This is a genomic window from Flavobacterium oncorhynchi, from assembly GCF_002217355.1.
Classification (GTDB): Bacteria; Bacteroidota; Bacteroidia; order Flavobacteriales; family Flavobacteriaceae; genus Flavobacterium; species Flavobacterium oncorhynchi.
The window spans coordinates 44,046-62,073 of record NZ_MUHA01000010.1 but is presented as its reverse complement, the minus strand read 5'-3'; the positions used below and the strand labels follow the sequence as shown (position 1 = coordinate 62,073).

The window sequence follows — 18,028 nt, the reverse complement described above, 5'->3', positions numbered from 1 at the left end:
CAGTTTTTAGTGTTCAGTCTCAATGACAGTTTTCAGTTCTGTTGAAATAAATCTAGAAATTAAAATAGGTTTTCAGTTTTAATCTAAAATCTGAATTCTAAAATCAAAAATAAGAATGTTATATAAAAGAAGTAGTCAGCTTTTTGCTGAAGCAGAAAAAGTAATTCCAGGTGGTGTAAATTCGCCAGTAAGAGCGTTTAAAGCAGTTGGAGGAACTCCAATTTTTGTCAAAAGTGCCAAAGGTGCTTATTTATATGATGAAGACGGAAACAAATTAATAGATTATATTAACTCTTGGGGACCGATGGTTTTAGGTCATGCTTATCAGCCGGTTGTTGACGCAGTGATCGAAAAAGCAAAATTGGGAACTTCATTTGGAATGCCGACTGAATTGGAAACCGAAATTGCAGCTTTGGCAGTTTCAATGGTTCCAAATATTGATAAAATACGTTTTGTAAATTCAGGGACAGAAGCTTGTATGAGCGCAATTCGTTTGGCTCGCGGATTTACAAAGAGAGATAAAATTATCAAATTTGCTGGATGCTATCATGGACATTCTGATTCGTTTTTGATTCAGGCAGGAAGTGGTGCTGTAACTTTTGGTTCGCCAAATAGTCCAGGTGTTACAGAAGGAACTGCAAAGGATACTTTGTTAGCAAAATACAATGATCTAGAGAATGTAAAAACTTTAATCGAAGCTAATAAAGGTGAAATTGCTGCTATTATAATTGAAGCAGTTGCAGGAAATATGGGTTGTATTCCACCTCAAGAAGGTTTCTTGCAAGGCTTAAGAGATCTGTGTACTGCAAACGGGATTTTATTGATTTTTGATGAAGTTATGACAGGTTTCCGTTTGGCTCGCGGAGGTGTTCAGGAATTGTATAATATCAATGCTGATATCGTAACTTTCGGGAAAGTTATTGGCGGCGGATTACCAGTTGGAGCTTTTGCTGCACGCGAAGAAATCATGAATTATTTAGCGCCTCTAGGACCAGTTTATCAAGCAGGAACATTATCTGGAAATCCGTTAGCAATGGCTGCCGGCTATGCAATGTTGAAAGCGTTAGATAATGATCGTGAAATTTTTACTCGTTTAGAAGAAAAAACGGCTTATTTAGAAGCGGGAATCGATAGAGTTTTAAAAGCAAATAATGTTGTTTTTACAATCAATAGAGTTGGTTCGATGATTTCTGTTCATTTTGATGCAAATCCTGTTGTAGATTTTCAAACTGCAGCAAAAGGAGATAACGAAACGTTTAAAAAATTCTTCCACGGTTTATTGCAGGAAGGTGTTTATATTGCGCCATCAGCTTATGAAACATGGTTTATAACAGATGCTTTGACGTATGAAGATTTAGATTTTACAATTAATGCGATCGATAAAGTTTCGAAAACATTTTAATTCATAGTAACTATTTATTTTAAAAGGTTTGACTTTACAAAAAGTCAAACCTTTTTTATTGTTGTAAACTTTATTTTATATTTAGTTAATAAAAAGTTAATGACAAGTAAAATACTTGTATAATTGCATTCAAAAATTATTTTTGTTTAACAAATAACCATTAAAACCTATAATAAATGAAGAAAATTTTCATTTTTACTGCAATGGCAGTTTTTATGTTATTTCCTGAAAGTCAGTTTGCCCAATCGACAAAAAAGAAATCCAAAAAAGAAGAGAGCGCTGGAGCCCCAGCAGAAAAAAAATCTGATTCTTCTATCAAAGAGTACAGTAAAGTAATTACCAAAGATGCCGTTTCTGACGAAGGTCTTTTTACGGTTCATAAAGTAGATAAAAAGTTTTACTTCGAAATTCCAAATAAATATCTAAACAAAGATATGCTTTTGGTAAGCAGATTGTCTAAACTGCCTTCTAATCTTGGTGGCGGATACGTAAACGCAGGTTCTGAAACAAATGAACAATTGATCGTTTGGCAGCGTTTTCAAGATAAAATTCTAATCAAATCAAAATCATATAATGCTGTTGCAAATGATACTTTACCGATAAGTATTTCTGTTAAATCAAATAATTACGATCCTACATTATTTGCTTTTGATATTGTTGCTTTTAGTAAAGATTCTGCAAATACAGTTATCGATGTTACTAAATTTTACAGTACAGATGTAAAAGCAATCAGCGGGATTTCTGGTCAAATGAGAGAAACGTATAAAGTAAAAGGACTTGATGATTCAAGAAGTTTTATTAATACGATTAAAAGTTTTCCTATGAATATTGAAGTGATTCAGGATATGACTTATAATGCCTCAAAACCTTCAATGTTAGAAGAAACAGAGTCAATTAGTATTCAGATGAATCAGTCTATGGTTTTACTGCCAGAAGTGCCGATGAAACCTAGATTAGCAGATCCACGTGTAGGATGGTTTACCATAAGTCAATACGATTATGGAAGCAACGAATTGAAATCGGATCTTAAAACGTATATCAGACGATGGAGATTAGAGCCAAAAGATCCTGAAGCTTACGCAAGAGGAGAATTGGTTGAGCCAATAAAACCAATTGTATATTATTTGGATCCAGCTACGCCGGAAAAACTTAGAAAATATATTAAACAAGGAATTGAAGAATGGCAAAAACCTTTTGAAACTGCTGGTTTTAAAAATGCTATTATTGCCAAAGATGCTCCAACAAAAGAGGAAGACCCTGATTTTAGCCCAGAAGATGTTCGTTACTCTGTAATACGTTATGTTGCCAGTACAACAAGAAATGCTGTTGGACCTAGTGTTTCTGATCCTAGAACTGGAGAAATTATAGAAAGTGATGTTATCTGGTATCACAATCATTTGCGTTCATACAGGAATCGTTATTTGTTAGAAACGGGAGCTGCAAATCCATCAGCTAGAACATTGCAGACTAGTGATGAAGAAATGGGCGAAATGATGCGAATGGTAATTGCTCACGAGGTTGGTCACGCATTAGGTTTTCCTCATAATATGGGAGCAAGTTGTGCTTTTGATACAGAAAGTTACAGAAATGGTGATTTTACACAAAAAAACGGTATTGCAGCAAGTATCATGGATTATGCGAGATACAACTATATTGCACAACCTGGAGATAAAAATGTTCGTTTTATTCGTAAAATGGGTGCTTACGATCATTACGCTTTAAATTGGGGGTATAGAGTAATTCCAAATTCAAAAACTCCTCAAGACGAAACGCCAACGTTAGACAAATGGATTTTGGATAAGGCAGGAAATCCGGTTTATAAATATGGTAAACAAAGCAGTACTTTCGATCCTTCTTCTCAAACAGAAGATATCGGAAATAACTCAATGAAAGCGAGTTCTTATGGACTTAAAAATCTTGAATTTGTTGCCAATCATTTAAATGAATGGACGAGTAATGTTACCAACAACTATGAAGATTTAGATGAATTGTATAAGGAATTATTGGATGTTTGGAGCCGTTATGTAGGTCACGTTGTAACAAATGTTGGGGGAGTGTATGAAAACCTTAAAAACCCAAATCAGGCAGGAAATGTATACGAAGTTGTTCCAAAGGTAAAGCAAATTGAAGCAATGAATTGGTTACAGACAAATGCTTTTGCATCTCCAACATGGATTGTAAACTTAAATACTTTAAAGAATACTGATTATGCTGGTTATACTGAAAGGTTTAGAAATTTACAAGTTAGACATCTAAATAACTTATTAAGTTTAGGACGCATTGGCAGATTAATGGATAATGAAATTTTGGGTGCTGATACTTATAAAGCTTTAGATTTCTTTAAAGATATGAGAAAAGGAATTTGGAAAGAGGCTGGCAGCGCTGCAAATGTTACCATTTATCGTCGAAATCTTCAACGTGCTTATATCGACAGAATGGGAACTTTGATGACTGAAGAGATGAAACCAACAGAAAGATCATCGGGTTATTATAATGTTTCTCAGTCTGATCTTAGAGCTTTAGTACGTGGAGAATTAAATACATTAAAAAAATCGCTTACGGCAGCAAAAGCATTAGGAACAAATGCAGAAACAAAATATCACTATGAAGATTGTATTAAAAGAATTGATTTAATTCTAAATCCTAAGGTATAGATTTATACAAATAAAAAGAGGCTTACGAGCCTCTTTTTTTATTCTTGGTCTTTTCGTTCTTTCATTTTATTTTTCATCTTATCTTGATTTTCTTTCTGAATGTTTTTCCATTTGCTGTATTGGTCCGCATTCAAAATCGCTTTCATTTTTGCATCATTAGCCTCTTTTTCGTCCATCATTTGTTTTTTGAAAGCTTCTTTTTCAGCAGCTGTTGGTTTTACATTGCTGTCTTTTTTGTCTTTTCTGGCTTCTTTAAACTTTTCAGCTTTAGCATTACGATCTGCTAAAAGTTGTTTTACTTGTGTTTGTTGATTGGCATCTAAATTTAACTCAGAAGTTAGTTTTTTTAACTGCTTTTCACTGCGCTGTTCTGGAGTTAATCTTTCTTTATGCTCACGCATAGGTTTTTGGTCGGCTTCTTGTGCAAAACTTGCTATTCCAACAAATAGTAAAGCAGCGATAAATAATTTTTTCATGATGTAAGTTTTTTAATTGTTTATATCGATTAGACAATGTTAAAATCAATAGGTTTAATTAACTAAGTTAGAATTGTGCTTTATTTAACAAATTGAAACGTAAAACTTTAAAGCTTTATTTTAAAAGAAGCATCTAGAATTATTTTTGTATTTTTAAGGTATAAACAAATTAAAATCCAAGAACAATTCATTATGAGTTTAGTTACTACAATCAGCGGAAGTAAAATCGCCTTTTTTTCAACACAGCCTTACGATAAATCTTTTTTTAATAAATACAATGCCGATTTTGGTTTTGAATTGGATTTTTTTGAAACCCAGCTTAATCCTCAGACTGTTATTTTAATTGAAAATGCCGCTGTTGTTTGTGTTTTTGTAAATGATATAGTAAACGAAGCCGTAATTAAGCAGCTGGCAGAAAAAGGAGTGAAAATTATTGCATTACGTTGTGCAGGTTTTAACAATGTCGATTTAGAAGCAGCTAAGAAATATAATTTAAAAGTTTGCCGCGTTCCTGCTTATTCTCCGCAAGCTGTTGCAGAACATGCAATGGCAATGATTTTAACATTGAACAGAAAAACGCATAAAGCGTACAATCGTGTTCGCGAACAAAATTTTTCTCTAAACGGATTGTTAGGTTTTGATTTGTTTGGAAAAACGGTTGGAATTATTGGAACTGGAAATATAGGAAAAGCATTTTCTAAAATTGCTTTAGGTTTTGGTTGTAAAGTACTGGCTTATGATATTATTACGAATGATGAAATGATAAGGGACGGAGTAGAATTTGTATCGCTGGAAACGATTTTTAAATCGAGTGATATTATCTCGCTCCACTGTCCGTTAAATGCTCAAACAAAGCACGTTGTCAATAAAGATTCAATTGCGTCTATGAAAGATAATGTGATGATTATTAATACAAGCCGAGGTGGATTGATTGAAACGGCTTCGGTTATTGAGGGCTTGAAAGAAGGTAAAATAGGTTATTTAGGAATTGATGTTTACGAACAGGAAGAAAAATTATTTTTCAGAGATTTATCTGCAGATATTATTCAGGATGATGCTATTCAAAGGTTAATGAGTTTTCCTAATGTTTTAGTAACAGCACATCAGGCATTTTTTACCAATGAAGCTTTAACTCAGATTGCGTTGGTTACTTTTAATAATATTAAAGCATTGCTGAGCGAAAATGATATTGAAAATAAAGGAGCTTTGCTTGTCTAGAATTGATTATAAAGGGTAAGTATAAAATTAAAAACAACAAATTATGAAAAGTAAAATCGTAATTGCAATTGCAATTTTGGCATTGTATTCATGTCAAAATAAAACAGAATCAAAAAATATAGTAAAAACTATTGTGCAGGACACTTTGTCTAAAACATTGGGAGGAACAGCAAATCTCAACGAAGCGCCTCCAAGAGATGATAAAGCAGTCGAATTGATTAGGAAACAATTAGGTGTTTTGTTGAAGAAAGATATTCCAGCTATGACAAAAGACGATCGTTATTTTTATTATCAAGAATTTGATTTGAATAATGATAAGAAAAACGAATATTTTGTAGGTTTCTCAAACTCTTATTTCTGCGGAAGCGGAGGCTGTTCAGGATACATTTTAAACAATGATGGAAGTGTAATCAATCGTTTTACTGTAACCGATTATCCAATTTACGTAACCTCTTCATCAACGGAAAAATTTTATGATCTTATATTTGAAAGCGGAGGAAAATTTCATCTTTTAAAAATGAAAGGCGGAAAATATCCTTCAAATCCATCTGTTCAGGAAGTTATGAAAGGTAATGTTCCTAAAGAAAGTACAAAGGTTTTGGATGTTCAAGGAAAAAAAATGGAGAAGTATTCGTTTTAAAATTTAGTAGCTTTTTCATCTCTTTTTTTTCTTTTTTCAGAAATGTAGCTTTCTGTTTCTGAAATTATTCTATTAACAATTTTAGGTGAAGTCTCTGATAAATTGTATAATGAATCAAAGTATGCTTCGACGGGCATTTCAACGTAATCTCGATTGTTTATTTTGGTACAATAAAAATGAATTCTACATAATTGTTTAATGTCTTCTTCAATTGCAGAAATATCTAAATACACTTTCAAGCTGTTTGAAACTCTTCTTGATGTAATAAGTTTATATTCAAATAATATATTATGATTGGTTGTTTTATATTCAAAGAAATTAAGATCATTTTCTTTTAGCCCGCTATACTTATTTTTTAGTAATTCAAACATTTTTTGCCTTCTCTCCAAAGGCATCCTTTTTCGAGAATCTTTTTCGAAGGAATAAACAAAATAAATAAGTACTAAAAATAGGAGGAAGATAATACAATTTAGCATTTTGAAGTTTTATATAAGTGGATGTATTAATTAGACAAATTAAAAAAATAAACCCGACAGGTTTTTAAAACCTGTCGGGTTTGAATATTATAAAATCCAACTTGGAATTTATCCAACTAGTTCCACAAATTTAAATTCACCTTCAACGGCAACTTTAGTCAAACCATGTTTTGATAAATTTTTCATAGCTGCATCCCATTTTTTACCGCTTAAATTAGCTGTAACTTTTAGCTGTGCAAGATCCATTTTGTTTTCGTTCTCTTTAAGGAAGTGAATAATTGCTTTCTCTTCATCAGTTAATTCAATTAATTGTTTTTTCTCCGGACGCATTTGCGGGAACAATAAAACTTCTTGAATAGAAGCATTGTTTGTTAAATACATAATCAAACGATCCATTCCAATTCCCATTCCAGAAGTTGGAGGCATTCCGTATTCTAGTGCTCTTAAGAAATCTTCGTCGATAATTCCGTTAGCTTCATCATCACCTTTTGCAGCCAAACGCATTTGATCTTCAAAACGTTCTCTTTGATCAATTGGGTCATTTAATTCAGAATATGCATTTGCAATTTCTTTACCACAAACCATTAATTCAAAACGTTCCGTCAAGTCCGGATTATCTCTATGCTCTTTACAAAGCGGAGACATTTCTTTTGGATAATCAGTAATGAAAGTTGGCTGAATATAGTTTCCTTCGCATTTCGCTCCAAAAATCTCATCAATCAATTTTCCTTTACCCATTGTTTTGTCCACTTCGATTCCCATTCCTCTTGCAGCTTCAAACAATTCTTCTTCTGATTTACCGGAAATGTCAAAACCAGTAAAATGTTTGATAGAATCCGTCATTGTTACCCGAGCGTAAGGCGCTTTAAAGTTAATTTGGTGTTCACCAAAAGTAACTTCGCTAGTTCCGTTTACAGCAATTGCACAATGCTCTAATAAGCCTTCAGCAAATTCCATCATCCAGTTGTAGTCTTTGTAAGCTACATATATTTCCATTGCGGTAAATTCAGGATTATGCGTTCTGTCCATACCTTCGTTACGGAAGTTTCTAGAAAACTCATAAACACCTTCGAATCCACCAACAATTAATCTTTTTAAGTATAATTCATTCGCAATACGCATATAAAGCGGAATATCAAGCGAATTATGGTGTGTGATAAAAGGTCTCGCGGAAGCACCACCTGGAATTGACTGTAAAACTGGGGTATCAACTTCAAGATATCCTGCATCGTTAAAATAACCACGCATTGCTGTAAATAACTTTGTACGTTTGATGAAAGTTTCTTTTACTTGTGGATTTACAGTTAAATCCACATAACGCATTCTATAACGTAATTCAGCATCATTAAATGCATCGTGAACGTTTCCTTCTTCGTCAACTTTTGGTAACGGAAGCGGACGTAATGTTTTACTCAAGAAAGTAAAACCGCTTACACGAATACATTTTGCACCAACTTGTGTAGTAAACAATTCACCTTCGATACCAATAAAGTCACCTAAATCAGTTAATTTTTTAAATACTTGGTTGTATAAAGTTTTATCGTCGCCTTCACACAAAACATCACGATTCACGTATAATTGAATACGTCCTTCGCTATCCTGTAATTCAGCAAAACAAGCTTTACCTTGATCACGAACACTCATCAAACGACCCGCAACGATAACCTTCTTGCCTTCTTCAAACGACTCCTTTATTTGCTTCGAAGTATGATTTACAGGAAAAAGATTAGCTGGATAAGGATTGATTCCTAAGCTGCGTAAGTTTTGAAGTTTTTCTCTTCTGATGATTTCTTGTTCTGATAATGCCATTTTTGTGCTTTTTTTAAGAGTGCAAAGATAAAGAAAAGAATGTAGATTTTAGAATGCGTATTTTAGAATTTTTGCAGCAGCAATTTATTGTATTTCAATCCCCTTTTGCCCCGTATAGATTGGTGTGGGGACTATATATTGTTTTAAAATAAAATACTTTTGTAAGAAATTGAGTCAGAATCTAGTTATCTTAGCGACTCATAAAAACTCAGAATCTCCTAAAAAATGAAATTTATATCAGCCTTTTTATTACTAATTCTGCTTACAAGCTGCACTATAACTGAAACGATAATAATAAACCCAGACGGAACTGGAAATATTGAAGTTTACAGTCTTCGGGATGAAAATAGTGTTATGCAGTTACGAAAAAATAGTCCTTCTTCAGAGAAATTTATTGATACGATATTTGTTTTTCAAGATTATATCACTAAATATCAAGAAACTTTTGTTCGATTTAGTAAATCAGATCAAGCATTATTTCAGGAACATTCTAATGTGAAAATGCATGTGAAAATGGATCCAATTCAGATGGAGAATTTTAATATTGTTTCATGCGATTTTAAAAAGATAGAAGAAGTTCCTAATGTTTATGAAAGCCTTAGTTTAGCAAGTTGTTTAAAAGAAAATTATACGATAGTTAAGCCGTTTTATAAAATAAAATATAGCTTTGATGGTGTTATATTTAGAAGAAATTTGGTAATCACTGATCAAGAAAAATTCGATGAGAGAATGAAAGAAGTAGAGGACAAAAAAAATGTATTTTCTAACTATAAATTGAAACAATCGTATGTCTTAAATTACTATTTTCCAAGAAAGATAAAATCGATTTCAAACGAAAAAGCGGTTCTTAGTGCCGATAGAAAATCGTTAAGTTTAGAATTTCAGCTTTCAGACTGCCTGAAAAATTCTGAATTGACAAATTTGGAAGTGATTTTAGAATAAAACTTAAATTATTATCAAAAGAAGGTATCTTCGCGGCTTACTAACCAAAAAATTAAAATCATGAAAAAAGGACTGTTTTATATCCTTGCAGTATTATGTATGTCAAGTTGCACCATTAAAGAAAAAGTGGTTATAAATGAGGATGGCTCAGGGTCTTTTTCGTATGGATTTGACATGGCGGGAATGTATAAAATGGGAATGAAAAGTTCAGATTCTTTAAAGGATAAAAAGGTTATTGATACTACGTTTAATTTTAAAGAATTATTTGATAAAGCTAAAGATAGTATAGCAAAACTGCCGGCAGCAGAGAAAGAAATGCTTAAGGTACTGGAGAATTTTAAAATAAGTTTAAAGGTGAACGAAGAGCAAAAGCAAATGGAGTATAATATGATATTTGATTTTCCTAATTTAAATAGTATTCAAAAAATGGCATCTCCAACTCAGGCTATGGAAAAATTAGCTCTTTCGGATAAAAAGCGACTTGGAGCTTTAAGTGCAGCACCAAAATCGGAGGATAATAACTCTACTTCGTTCCTTTATGATGGAAAGAGTTTTACAAAAGTGATTTCGAGTACTGAGGATAATAAAAAAGCAGTTTCGAAGCCTAAAAAGAAAAAAGGAAAAGAAGAGGATGATCCTTTTTCTAAGAAAATGAATGATATGATGAAGGAATGTAAATATTCTATGGAATATCATTTTCCTAAAAAGATAAAAACGGTTTCTTTAAAAAATGCTTTGATTGCTGCTGATAGAAAGAGCTTTGCTTATGATGTTCCTTTAGAGAATATGCAGGATAACAGCAATATGAATATTGGGTTTAAGGTAATATTCGAAGATTAGAAAGCAGGTTTACAAAGTAATATTCTTTTGAATAGAGTTCGTATATTTGATAAAAAAATTACACAACGATGAAATTATTAAAATTATTAAGTTTTTCTTTTTTATTAGCCTTTTTAACAAGTTGTACTTTTACTGAAAGTATTTACATCAATGATAACGGAACTGGAAAATTTTCTGTAGATATGGATGGTTCTGCTTTGATGGAAATGGCAGGCGATCAAATTGGAAATCAAATGGGAGCTGATGCCAAAAAAGATATTGATTCTAGTTTTACTTTCAAGCAATTGTTTGAAGAGAAAAAAGACAGTATTGCTAAGTTGTCTCCAGAGGTTCAGAAAGAGTTGAAGAAACTGGAAAGTTTTGCTGTTCATACCAAAATGAGTAGTGAGAAAAAGCAATTTTTAATGACTTTATCGACTGATTTTAAAAATGTAAATGAACTGCATGATATTTTGCAAACTGCCAATGTGCTTCAAAAACTTGAAGGAGGAGCAGGAGCAAGTCCGTTAGGGAATGGTATTGGGAACAATAATAGTGTATTGACTTATACATATGATGCTAAAAAGTTTACTAGAAAGGCAATAATTGACCCGAAAAAAATTGCCGAAATGGTTAAAGATTCTGCTGGAATGTCAAAAATGATGTTTGCATCTTCAACTTACGTTGTGAGTTATCATTTCCCGAAAAAAATCAAAAAAGTATCAAATCCGAATGCGTTATTCAGTGACGATCGAAAATCAATTACAATTCAATACCCTTTTACGGATTATATGGAGAATCCTGACAAACTCAACTTTGAAGTAGAGTTTGAAAAATAAATAAAATGAATAAAAAAATTCAACTTCAAGATCTAGGAAACAGAGATTATAAATCGACGTGGGAATATCAGGAAGAGCTTTTTAAAGCTATAGTTGATTTAAAAATCAAAAATAGAAGGGAAGAACTCGATTTACCAACTCCCAATTATTTATTGTTTGTTGAGCATCCGCATGTTTATACTCTAGGCAAAAGTGGTGATTTAGAAAACTTGTTATTAAACGAAAAACAGCTTGAAGCCAAAGGAGCAACATTTTACAAAATTAACCGTGGAGGAGATATTACTTACCACGGACCGGGACAAGTTGTGGGTTATCCAATTCTAGATTTAGAAAACTTCTTTACAGATATTCATAAATATTTGCGTTTCTTAGAAGAAGCAATTATTATGACTTTGGCAGAATACGAATTAGAGTCGGGCAGGAGTGAAGGCGAAACTGGAGTTTGGCTTGGTGTTGGTACACCATTTGCACGTAAAATATGTGCGATGGGCGTTCGTGCTTCTCGCTGGGTTACCATGCACGGATTTGCACTAAATGTAAATGTAGATTTAGGGTATTTTGATAATATAATTCCATGCGGTATTCGTGGTAAAGGCGTTACCTCTTTAAACGTTGAACTTGGTGTTGAACGAGTTGATGAGGAAGAAGTGAAGTCTAAAATAAATAAACATTTAGCTCATTTATTTGAAGCTGAATTTATTACAGGAAAATCGAGCTAAAACTAGTTTTAGTTTTTGAATATTTAGTTTATACCTATTGAATATAATTGCTTTTATGCAAATTATATTCAACGGGTTTTTCTGTTTTAGATATGGATATGATCGATAAAAAAACAATTTTAAATAGTTTAAGACTTCCTGAAAAAGAGTTGGAAGAATTATCGAATATATGTGAGCATAAAATAATGGACAAGGGAGATTATTTTATTGCGGCAGGTCAAATTCCTCGTAAGATGGCTTTTGTTTTTAAAGGATTGTTTCGATACGTTTATAGTAACGAAAATGGTAACGAGTTTACAAAAAGCATCATTACCGAAAACAATTTTATAAGTTCCTATTCAGCAATGATTCATAATAGTACTTCTTATTTTTCTGTTGAAGTTTTGGAAGAAGCAGAAATTTTGGAAATTGATTATTTGAGATGGCTGGAAATGAAGGAGAAAAACTCTTTTTGGAGTGTTTTTTTGCTTCAAATATTAGAAAAAGCTTTTTGTGTTAAAGAGAAACGAGAGCGGGAATTACTGCTTTTAGATGCAGAAAAACGATATGAAATTTTTGTTGCAGAATTTCCAAATTTAGAAAATAGAGTTTCGCAGCAAATTATAGCTTCATATTTAGGTATTCAACCCGAATCACTTAGTAGAATTAGAAGAAAATTTAAGACTTAACATAGATCAATGCATAGTTTTGTGACGATGGGTATTTTTAATGCTTAATTTAAAGATTGAGTTATGAAAATCACGAATAGTACTATCGTTATTACTGGAGGAAGTTCAGGTATAGGATTTGAAATGTGTAAGCAGTTTTTAAAACAAGGTAATACAGTAATTACTTGTTCACGTTCTGTTGAGAAACTTAAAGAAGCACAAAAAATACTGCCGGATTTAATTATTTATCCTTGTAATATTACAAATGAGCATGAATGTGAAGTATTTGCAAAATGGGTTGAGATTTCTTACCCTCAAATGAACATTTTGATCAATAATGCTGCGATTGTTCATAGAACAGCTTTTATAGAAGATGATTTGATTTTGCAAAAAATGGATGATGAAGTTTCAACCAATTTCGAAGCTCCAGTTCGTTTAATAAAATTGTTGTATCCTGTTTTAATCAAGAATAAAAATTCGAAAGTTATAAATATTACAACTGGTTTGGTATATGTGCCAAGAGGTGCTTATACTTTTTATAATGCTGTAAAATCAGCCTTACACTCCTTTACCCAAGTCTTGAGGTACCAGCTTAAAAATGAATCAATACAGATTGTTGAGGTGTTATTTCCAGTAGTAAATACACCGTGGCACAATGGCAATCCTCCTAAAATTGCTATATCCTCAGAAAAGGCTGTTGCAGAAATGCTTAAAGGACTTGCTAAAAACAAATTAGAAATAAGAATTTCGAAGGTAAAATTATTATACCTGCTTTTTAGAGTTGCTCCGCATTTTGCATTCAAAAAAATAAATAGTTTGAATTGATAGTTTTTATTGTAAAATCAAATGACGCCAATTTTTGCTTTATGATTTAAAACTCTAGTGTTAACTGATCAGGTAAAAGTCTGAAACTCATTCGGTGATATTTTGTTGTTCCGTATTTTTTAATTGCTTCTCGATGCTCTTTGGTTGGGTATCCTTTGTTTTTTTTCCAGTTATACATTGGAAATTCTTCGTGAATTTGATCCATATATTCATCTCGATAAGTTTTTGCTAATACTGATGCCGCTGCAATACTTAGAAATTTGGCATCACCTTTCACAATACTTTTGTTTGGAATAGATTTTAACAATTCTATTTCAGCAGGAGAGAACTGTTTTCCAACCGTATTTTTTAGCCCTAGTTTTGCATTCAAGGCACGGTTTCCGTCTACAATAATATATTCAGGAACTTGACTTAATTTTAAGATGCATTCCTGCATTCCCTTCATTGATGCATTTAAGATATTTATTTCATCAATCTCATCAGGAAATAAATGTGTTACTGAAAAACAAAGCGATTGATCTTCGATAATTGGTTTTAATAGTGCACGCGTTTTTTCAGACAATTGTTTACTGTCATTTAGAATTGTATTCTCAAAATCTTTTGGAAGAATTATAGCCGCCGCCGTAACAGGTCCTGCTAGACAACCACGTCCTGCTTCATCTGTTCCTGTCTCTAATGTAAATCCTGAATAATTAAGCTGCAGCATCTGGTTCTTTTTTGAAGTGCAAATATTGTATTTTTTTTTCAAAATTTATTAAAAAGGCAAATTGATCAATATTGGTAAAACGTATGTTTGTTTGTTTTTGAATTTTATTTAAATGGATAAGGTGTAGTTCGATAGAATAATTCAAAACACAAATTGTATTTCGTACCAAGATGTTAATTTGCCTTTGATGTGTGTTTTTTAATACTGTTAAAATTGAAGATTGCTTTTATTTTAGTTAAGATGTCTTCTAAGTCGTAAACGGATCATCTAAAATTGTATTTTTTTCTCAGTTACATCTATTTATGTTAAAAAAAAATTAAAAATTTTTGAATCGAAAGTGGGGCGATTTTTGGGCTATCAATTGTAAATAATGAACTTAAATAACTAGTTAAGTGTGGAAATGTGCCTTTTTGCTATTTTTTTTGTTAGGATAATTGTTACATTTTAAACAAAATGCACTCCGTTTTAAGGGTTTTGTTACAGTTTGGAATGTTAATATTATGTTAAAATTGCAAGATTGAATATATTGTAGATAAAGCTGTATTGTTATATATAATAGGGTTTTAGCTAAAAAATGTTGATTTACTGCGTTTTACTGTTAATGCGCTATTAAAGTAATGTTGGTGTTCTGTTAAAAAGGCTCTTGTTATTTTAAGAAATAATTAAGATGTTTGTCGCATACTAATTCAAATATATACCAAAATGAAATTAAAATTACAATGGATCTATTCGCTATTGATAGCGCTTTCTATTCAGTTTTCTTATGCTCAAGAGAGGACTGTTACAGGTATCGTTTCGGGTGATACAGGAGTTATTCCAGGGGTTAATGTTATTGTTAAAGGAACAAAAGTTAGTACGCAAACAGATTTTGATGGAGGTTTCTCTATTAAAGCTAAAACTGGTGATGTACTTCTTTTTTCTTATGTTGGGATGGATCAGGTTACAGCTGTTGTAGGTCCTTCTTCAACAGTAAATGTTAAAATGAAAGATTCAGGGAAAGCTTTAGATGAGGTTGTTGTTGTTGCCTATGGAAAAGCAAAGAAAAGTTCTTATACAGGTTCTGCTGCTTCGATCAAAGCAGAAGATTTTGCTAATAGAGCAGTAACAAACGTTTTGTCTACAATTGAAGGAGCTACTTCAGGTGTTCAAATTCAAAGTGCGTCTGGACAACCAGGTGCTGCTCCAGCAATTAGAATACGTGGTTTTAGTTCTATCAACGGATCAAATACACCGTTGTACGTTGTAGACGGAGTGCCGTTTGCAGGTGATATTAGTACTTTGAATTCTGCTGATATTGAAAGCTTAACAGTTTTAAAAGATGCATCTTCAACTTCTCTTTATGGATCAAAAGCAGCTAATGGTGTAATTATTATTACAACAAAAACTGGTAAATCCTCAAAAGATAAGTTTTCACTAAATGTAAGTCAAGGATTGACTTCAAGATTGATTAAAGAATACGATAGAGTTAGTGCTTTTGATTACTATCCTTTGGAGTGGGAAGCTATTAGAAATAGCCGTGCAATGGGAACACCAGCTCAAATAGCTGCTGCTAATACATATGCATCTGCCAATGTTCAACCTCTGTTGGTTACAAACCCATTTAATGTTCCAAACGCACAAGTTGTTGGAACAGATGGTAAATTAAATCCAAATGCTCAACTTTTGTATCCAAATGATTTAGATTGGACTAGAGAATTAGAAAGAGCTGGAACAAGACAAAATGCTGATTTTTCTTATCAAGGTAAATCTGATAAATCAAATTATTTTGCTTCTTTGGGATATCTTAATGAAGAAGGATATCTTCAAAATTCTGATTATGAGAGAATTTCTGCTCGTTTAAATATTAATACTACTTTTAATGATTGGTTAAAGACTGGGATTAATTTATCAGGAACTACAACAGATTCTAATTTGGCGGTAAACGGAGTTGATAATTCAACTTCTGTTAATAATCCATTTAGAGCAACTAGATTTATGGGGCCTATTTACCCTGTTTATGATCATAAACCAAATGGAGATTTTTTATTAGATCCAATTACTGGGGATAAAATTTATTCAATTAGTAGAGGTGCTAGTGCTGCACCAGGTAGAAATATTGTTTATGAAACATTAAACAATACAGATAATCAAAAAGGGACGGCTTTATCAGCAAGAACATATGTTGAGTTCAAATTTTTGAAAGATTTTAAATTTACTGCAAATGCAGCGCTGGATAAAACATATTTTAACAGAACGTATTCTTATAATCCAGAAATTGGTGATGGTGCTCCAACAGGGTTAATGGCTAAAGAGAATAGAGTTCTAACTGGTGTTACTTACAATCAGTTATTAAACTATGATAAAAAAATTGGAGATCACACGATATCAGTTTTAGTAGGACATGAAAGTTTTGATTACGAAAGAGAATGGTTAAATGGGACTAAAACAGGTCAGGTTTCGCCAGATAACGTAGAGTTTATTAATTATGCTACGGTAACAGACTTAAATTCTTATACAAGAAATTACGGAACAGAATCTTATCTTTCAAGAGTTGGATATGACTATAAAGATAAATACATCCTTTCGGGGTCTTTTAGAAGAGATGGTTCTTCAAAATTTACAAAAGATAACCGTTGGGGTAATTTCTGGTCAGTTGGTGGTGCTTGGGTACTTACAAAAGAAAGCTTCTTAGAAAATAGCAGTTGGATTAATGAATTGAAATTAAGAGCTTCTTTTGGAGAAGTTGGTAACGATTCTCATATCAACCATGACGATTTAAGTTTTTATGCAGGTCAATCAACTTTTAGTTTAGGATATGATAATGGAAGTGAAGGTGGAGTTGTTACAAACGCTAGTGGAGCTGTAAATTTAAAATGGGAAAAAAATACTCAGAAAGATATTGCTGTTGAATTTGGATTGTTTAAAAACAGACTTAGAGGTAGTGTTGAGTATTATAACAGAAGCACAGATGATTTGATCTTTTCTGTACCAAATCCTTTATCTTCAGGACTTGATAACAGAATCGAAAATATTGGCTCTATGTTTAATAGAGGTTTCGAAGTTTCTTTAGACGGGATTGTTGTAAAAACAGCTGATTTTTCTTGGGGATTGAATGTAAATGCATCAACAATCCATAACGAAATTACTAAGCTTCCACAAAAGGAGATTATTAATGGAACTAAGAAATTAATGGTTGGACAGTCTATGTATGACTACTGGTTGAGAGAATGGTATGGTGTAGATTCAACAGATGGATATGCTCTGTATGTATCAGATCCAACTTTAATTGTAGCTGGGGATATTACTCAAAGAGTGGTGAATGGAGTAAATGTAACAACAGATCCAAATAAAGCATTATATCATTATGCTGATTCAGCAATTCCTGATTTGTTTGGAAGTTTTGGTACTAACTTTGAATATAAAGGTTTAAGATTAGAAGTTTTATTTGCTTATCAAATTGGTGGAATGATGTATGATACTAATTATGCGTCGCTTATGCATACTGGAAGCAGCTATGGATCAGCTTTAAGTGTAGATGCTCTTAACAGATGGCAAAAACCGGGTGATATCACTGATGTTCCAAGAATGGATGTTAGTAGAAATACACAGTCAAGCGCTGCTTCTGACAGATGGTTGATAGGTTCAGATTATTTATCTTTAAGACAAGTTAACTTATCTTATAAAATGCCATCAGAATTAATCTCTAAATTAGGAGTAGACAATGCTACCTTGTATGTAAATGGTGAAAATTTACTATTATTCACTAAACGTCAAGGAATGGATCCAAGTCAAACTTTTAATGGAACAACTCAAAATAGATACATGCCATCTAGAGCTATTACATTAGGGTTAAACTTAAACTTTTAAAAAATAATAT

The 18,028-nt window shown here is 32.4% G+C and carries 15 protein-coding genes; 11 read left to right on the top strand and 4 right to left on the bottom strand.

Annotation, left to right across the window (positions count from 1 at the left end; all coding sequences use genetic code 11):
* Nucleotides 1–115: 115 nt before the first annotated feature.
* Together hemL and B0A75_RS08595 are read left to right on the top strand one after the other, a co-directional pair.
* A complete protein-coding gene (gene hemL, locus B0A75_RS08600) occupies nucleotides 116–1,402 on the top strand; it encodes a glutamate-1-semialdehyde 2,1-aminomutase (RefSeq protein ID WP_089053876.1) in 1,287 nt (428 codons plus the stop codon).
* 176 nt (nucleotides 1,403–1,578) lie between these two features.
* Entirely contained in the window at nucleotides 1,579–4,056 is a 2,478-nt protein-coding gene (locus B0A75_RS08595) for a zinc-dependent metalloprotease (RefSeq protein WP_089053875.1), read from the top strand.
* Nucleotides 4,057–4,094: 38 nt separating this feature from the next.
* Here B0A75_RS08595 and B0A75_RS08590 read toward each other — a convergent pair whose 3' ends face one another.
* Entirely contained in the window at nucleotides 4,095–4,532 is a 438-nt protein-coding gene (locus tag B0A75_RS08590) for a hypothetical protein (RefSeq protein ID WP_089053874.1), read from the bottom strand.
* Between the two features lie 192 nt (nucleotides 4,533–4,724).
* Between B0A75_RS08590 and B0A75_RS08585 the strand changes: the two genes are divergently transcribed.
* Together B0A75_RS08585 and B0A75_RS08580 are read left to right on the top strand one after the other, a co-directional pair.
* Entirely contained in the window at nucleotides 4,725–5,750 is a 1,026-nt protein-coding gene (locus B0A75_RS08585) for a 2-hydroxyacid dehydrogenase (RefSeq protein ID WP_089053873.1), read from the top strand.
* Between the two features lie 43 nt (nucleotides 5,751–5,793).
* The gene (locus tag B0A75_RS08580) at nucleotides 5,794–6,390 is read left to right on the top strand and encodes a hypothetical protein (protein ID WP_089053872.1); all 597 of its coding nucleotides are present in this window, start codon (nucleotides 5,794–5,796) and stop codon (nucleotides 6,388–6,390) included.
* Here B0A75_RS08580 and B0A75_RS08575 read toward each other — a convergent pair.
* Entirely contained in the window at nucleotides 6,387–6,761 is a 375-nt protein-coding gene (locus B0A75_RS08575) for a hypothetical protein (protein ID WP_123872344.1), read from the bottom strand. The two genes, B0A75_RS08580 and B0A75_RS08575, sit on opposite strands and share 4 nt — an antisense overlap.
* 213 nt (nucleotides 6,762–6,974) lie before the next feature.
* Nucleotides 6,975–8,675, bottom strand: coding sequence for a lysine--tRNA ligase (gene lysS / locus B0A75_RS08570; RefSeq protein ID WP_089053870.1), 1,701 nt, complete (start codon nucleotides 8,673–8,675; stop codon nucleotides 6,975–6,977).
* A 225-nt stretch (nucleotides 8,676–8,900) separates the two neighbouring features.
* Between lysS and B0A75_RS08565 the strand changes: the two genes are divergently transcribed.
* The 6 genes from B0A75_RS08565 (at nucleotide 8,901) to B0A75_RS08540 (ending at nucleotide 13,466) form a co-directional block, all read left to right on the top strand.
* On the top strand, nucleotides 8,901–9,617 hold the full coding sequence (locus B0A75_RS08565) for a hypothetical protein (RefSeq protein WP_089053869.1): 717 nt from the start codon (nucleotides 8,901–8,903) through the stop codon (nucleotides 9,615–9,617).
* A 60-nt stretch (nucleotides 9,618–9,677) separates the two neighbouring features.
* Entirely contained in the window at nucleotides 9,678–10,457 is a 780-nt protein-coding gene (locus tag B0A75_RS08560) for a hypothetical protein (protein ID WP_089053868.1), read from the top strand.
* 68 nt (nucleotides 10,458–10,525) lie between these two features.
* A complete protein-coding gene (locus B0A75_RS08555; protein WP_089053867.1) occupies nucleotides 10,526–11,275 on the top strand; it encodes a hypothetical protein in 750 nt (249 codons plus the stop codon).
* 5 nt (nucleotides 11,276–11,280) lie between these two features.
* Nucleotides 11,281–11,994 carry a lipoyl(octanoyl) transferase LipB gene (gene lipB, locus B0A75_RS08550; RefSeq protein WP_089053866.1) on the top strand — a complete coding sequence of 238 codons (714 nt, stop codon included), beginning with the start codon at nucleotides 11,281–11,283 and terminating at the stop codon, nucleotides 11,992–11,994.
* 98 nt (nucleotides 11,995–12,092) lie between these two features.
* Nucleotides 12,093–12,662, top strand: coding sequence for a Crp/Fnr family transcriptional regulator (locus tag B0A75_RS08545; protein WP_244284367.1), 570 nt, complete (start codon nucleotides 12,093–12,095; stop codon nucleotides 12,660–12,662).
* A 63-nt stretch (nucleotides 12,663–12,725) separates the two neighbouring features.
* Nucleotides 12,726–13,466 (top strand): SDR family oxidoreductase, encoded by a 741-nt coding sequence (locus tag B0A75_RS08540; RefSeq protein ID WP_089053865.1) that lies wholly within the window; start codon nucleotides 12,726–12,728, stop codon nucleotides 13,464–13,466.
* Between the two features lie 46 nt (nucleotides 13,467–13,512).
* Here B0A75_RS08540 and B0A75_RS08535 read toward each other — a convergent pair whose 3' ends face one another.
* A complete protein-coding gene (locus B0A75_RS08535; RefSeq protein WP_089053864.1) occupies nucleotides 13,513–14,172 on the bottom strand; it encodes a ribonuclease HII in 660 nt (219 codons plus the stop codon).
* A 702-nt stretch (nucleotides 14,173–14,874) separates the two neighbouring features.
* On the opposite strand from B0A75_RS08535, the gene B0A75_RS08530 reads away from it, so the two are divergent.
* Nucleotides 14,875–18,018, top strand: a complete 3,144-nt coding sequence (locus tag B0A75_RS08530) for a SusC/RagA family TonB-linked outer membrane protein (protein ID WP_089053863.1) — start codon at nucleotides 14,875–14,877, stop codon at nucleotides 18,016–18,018.
* Nucleotides 18,019–18,028: the final 10 nt, after the last annotated feature.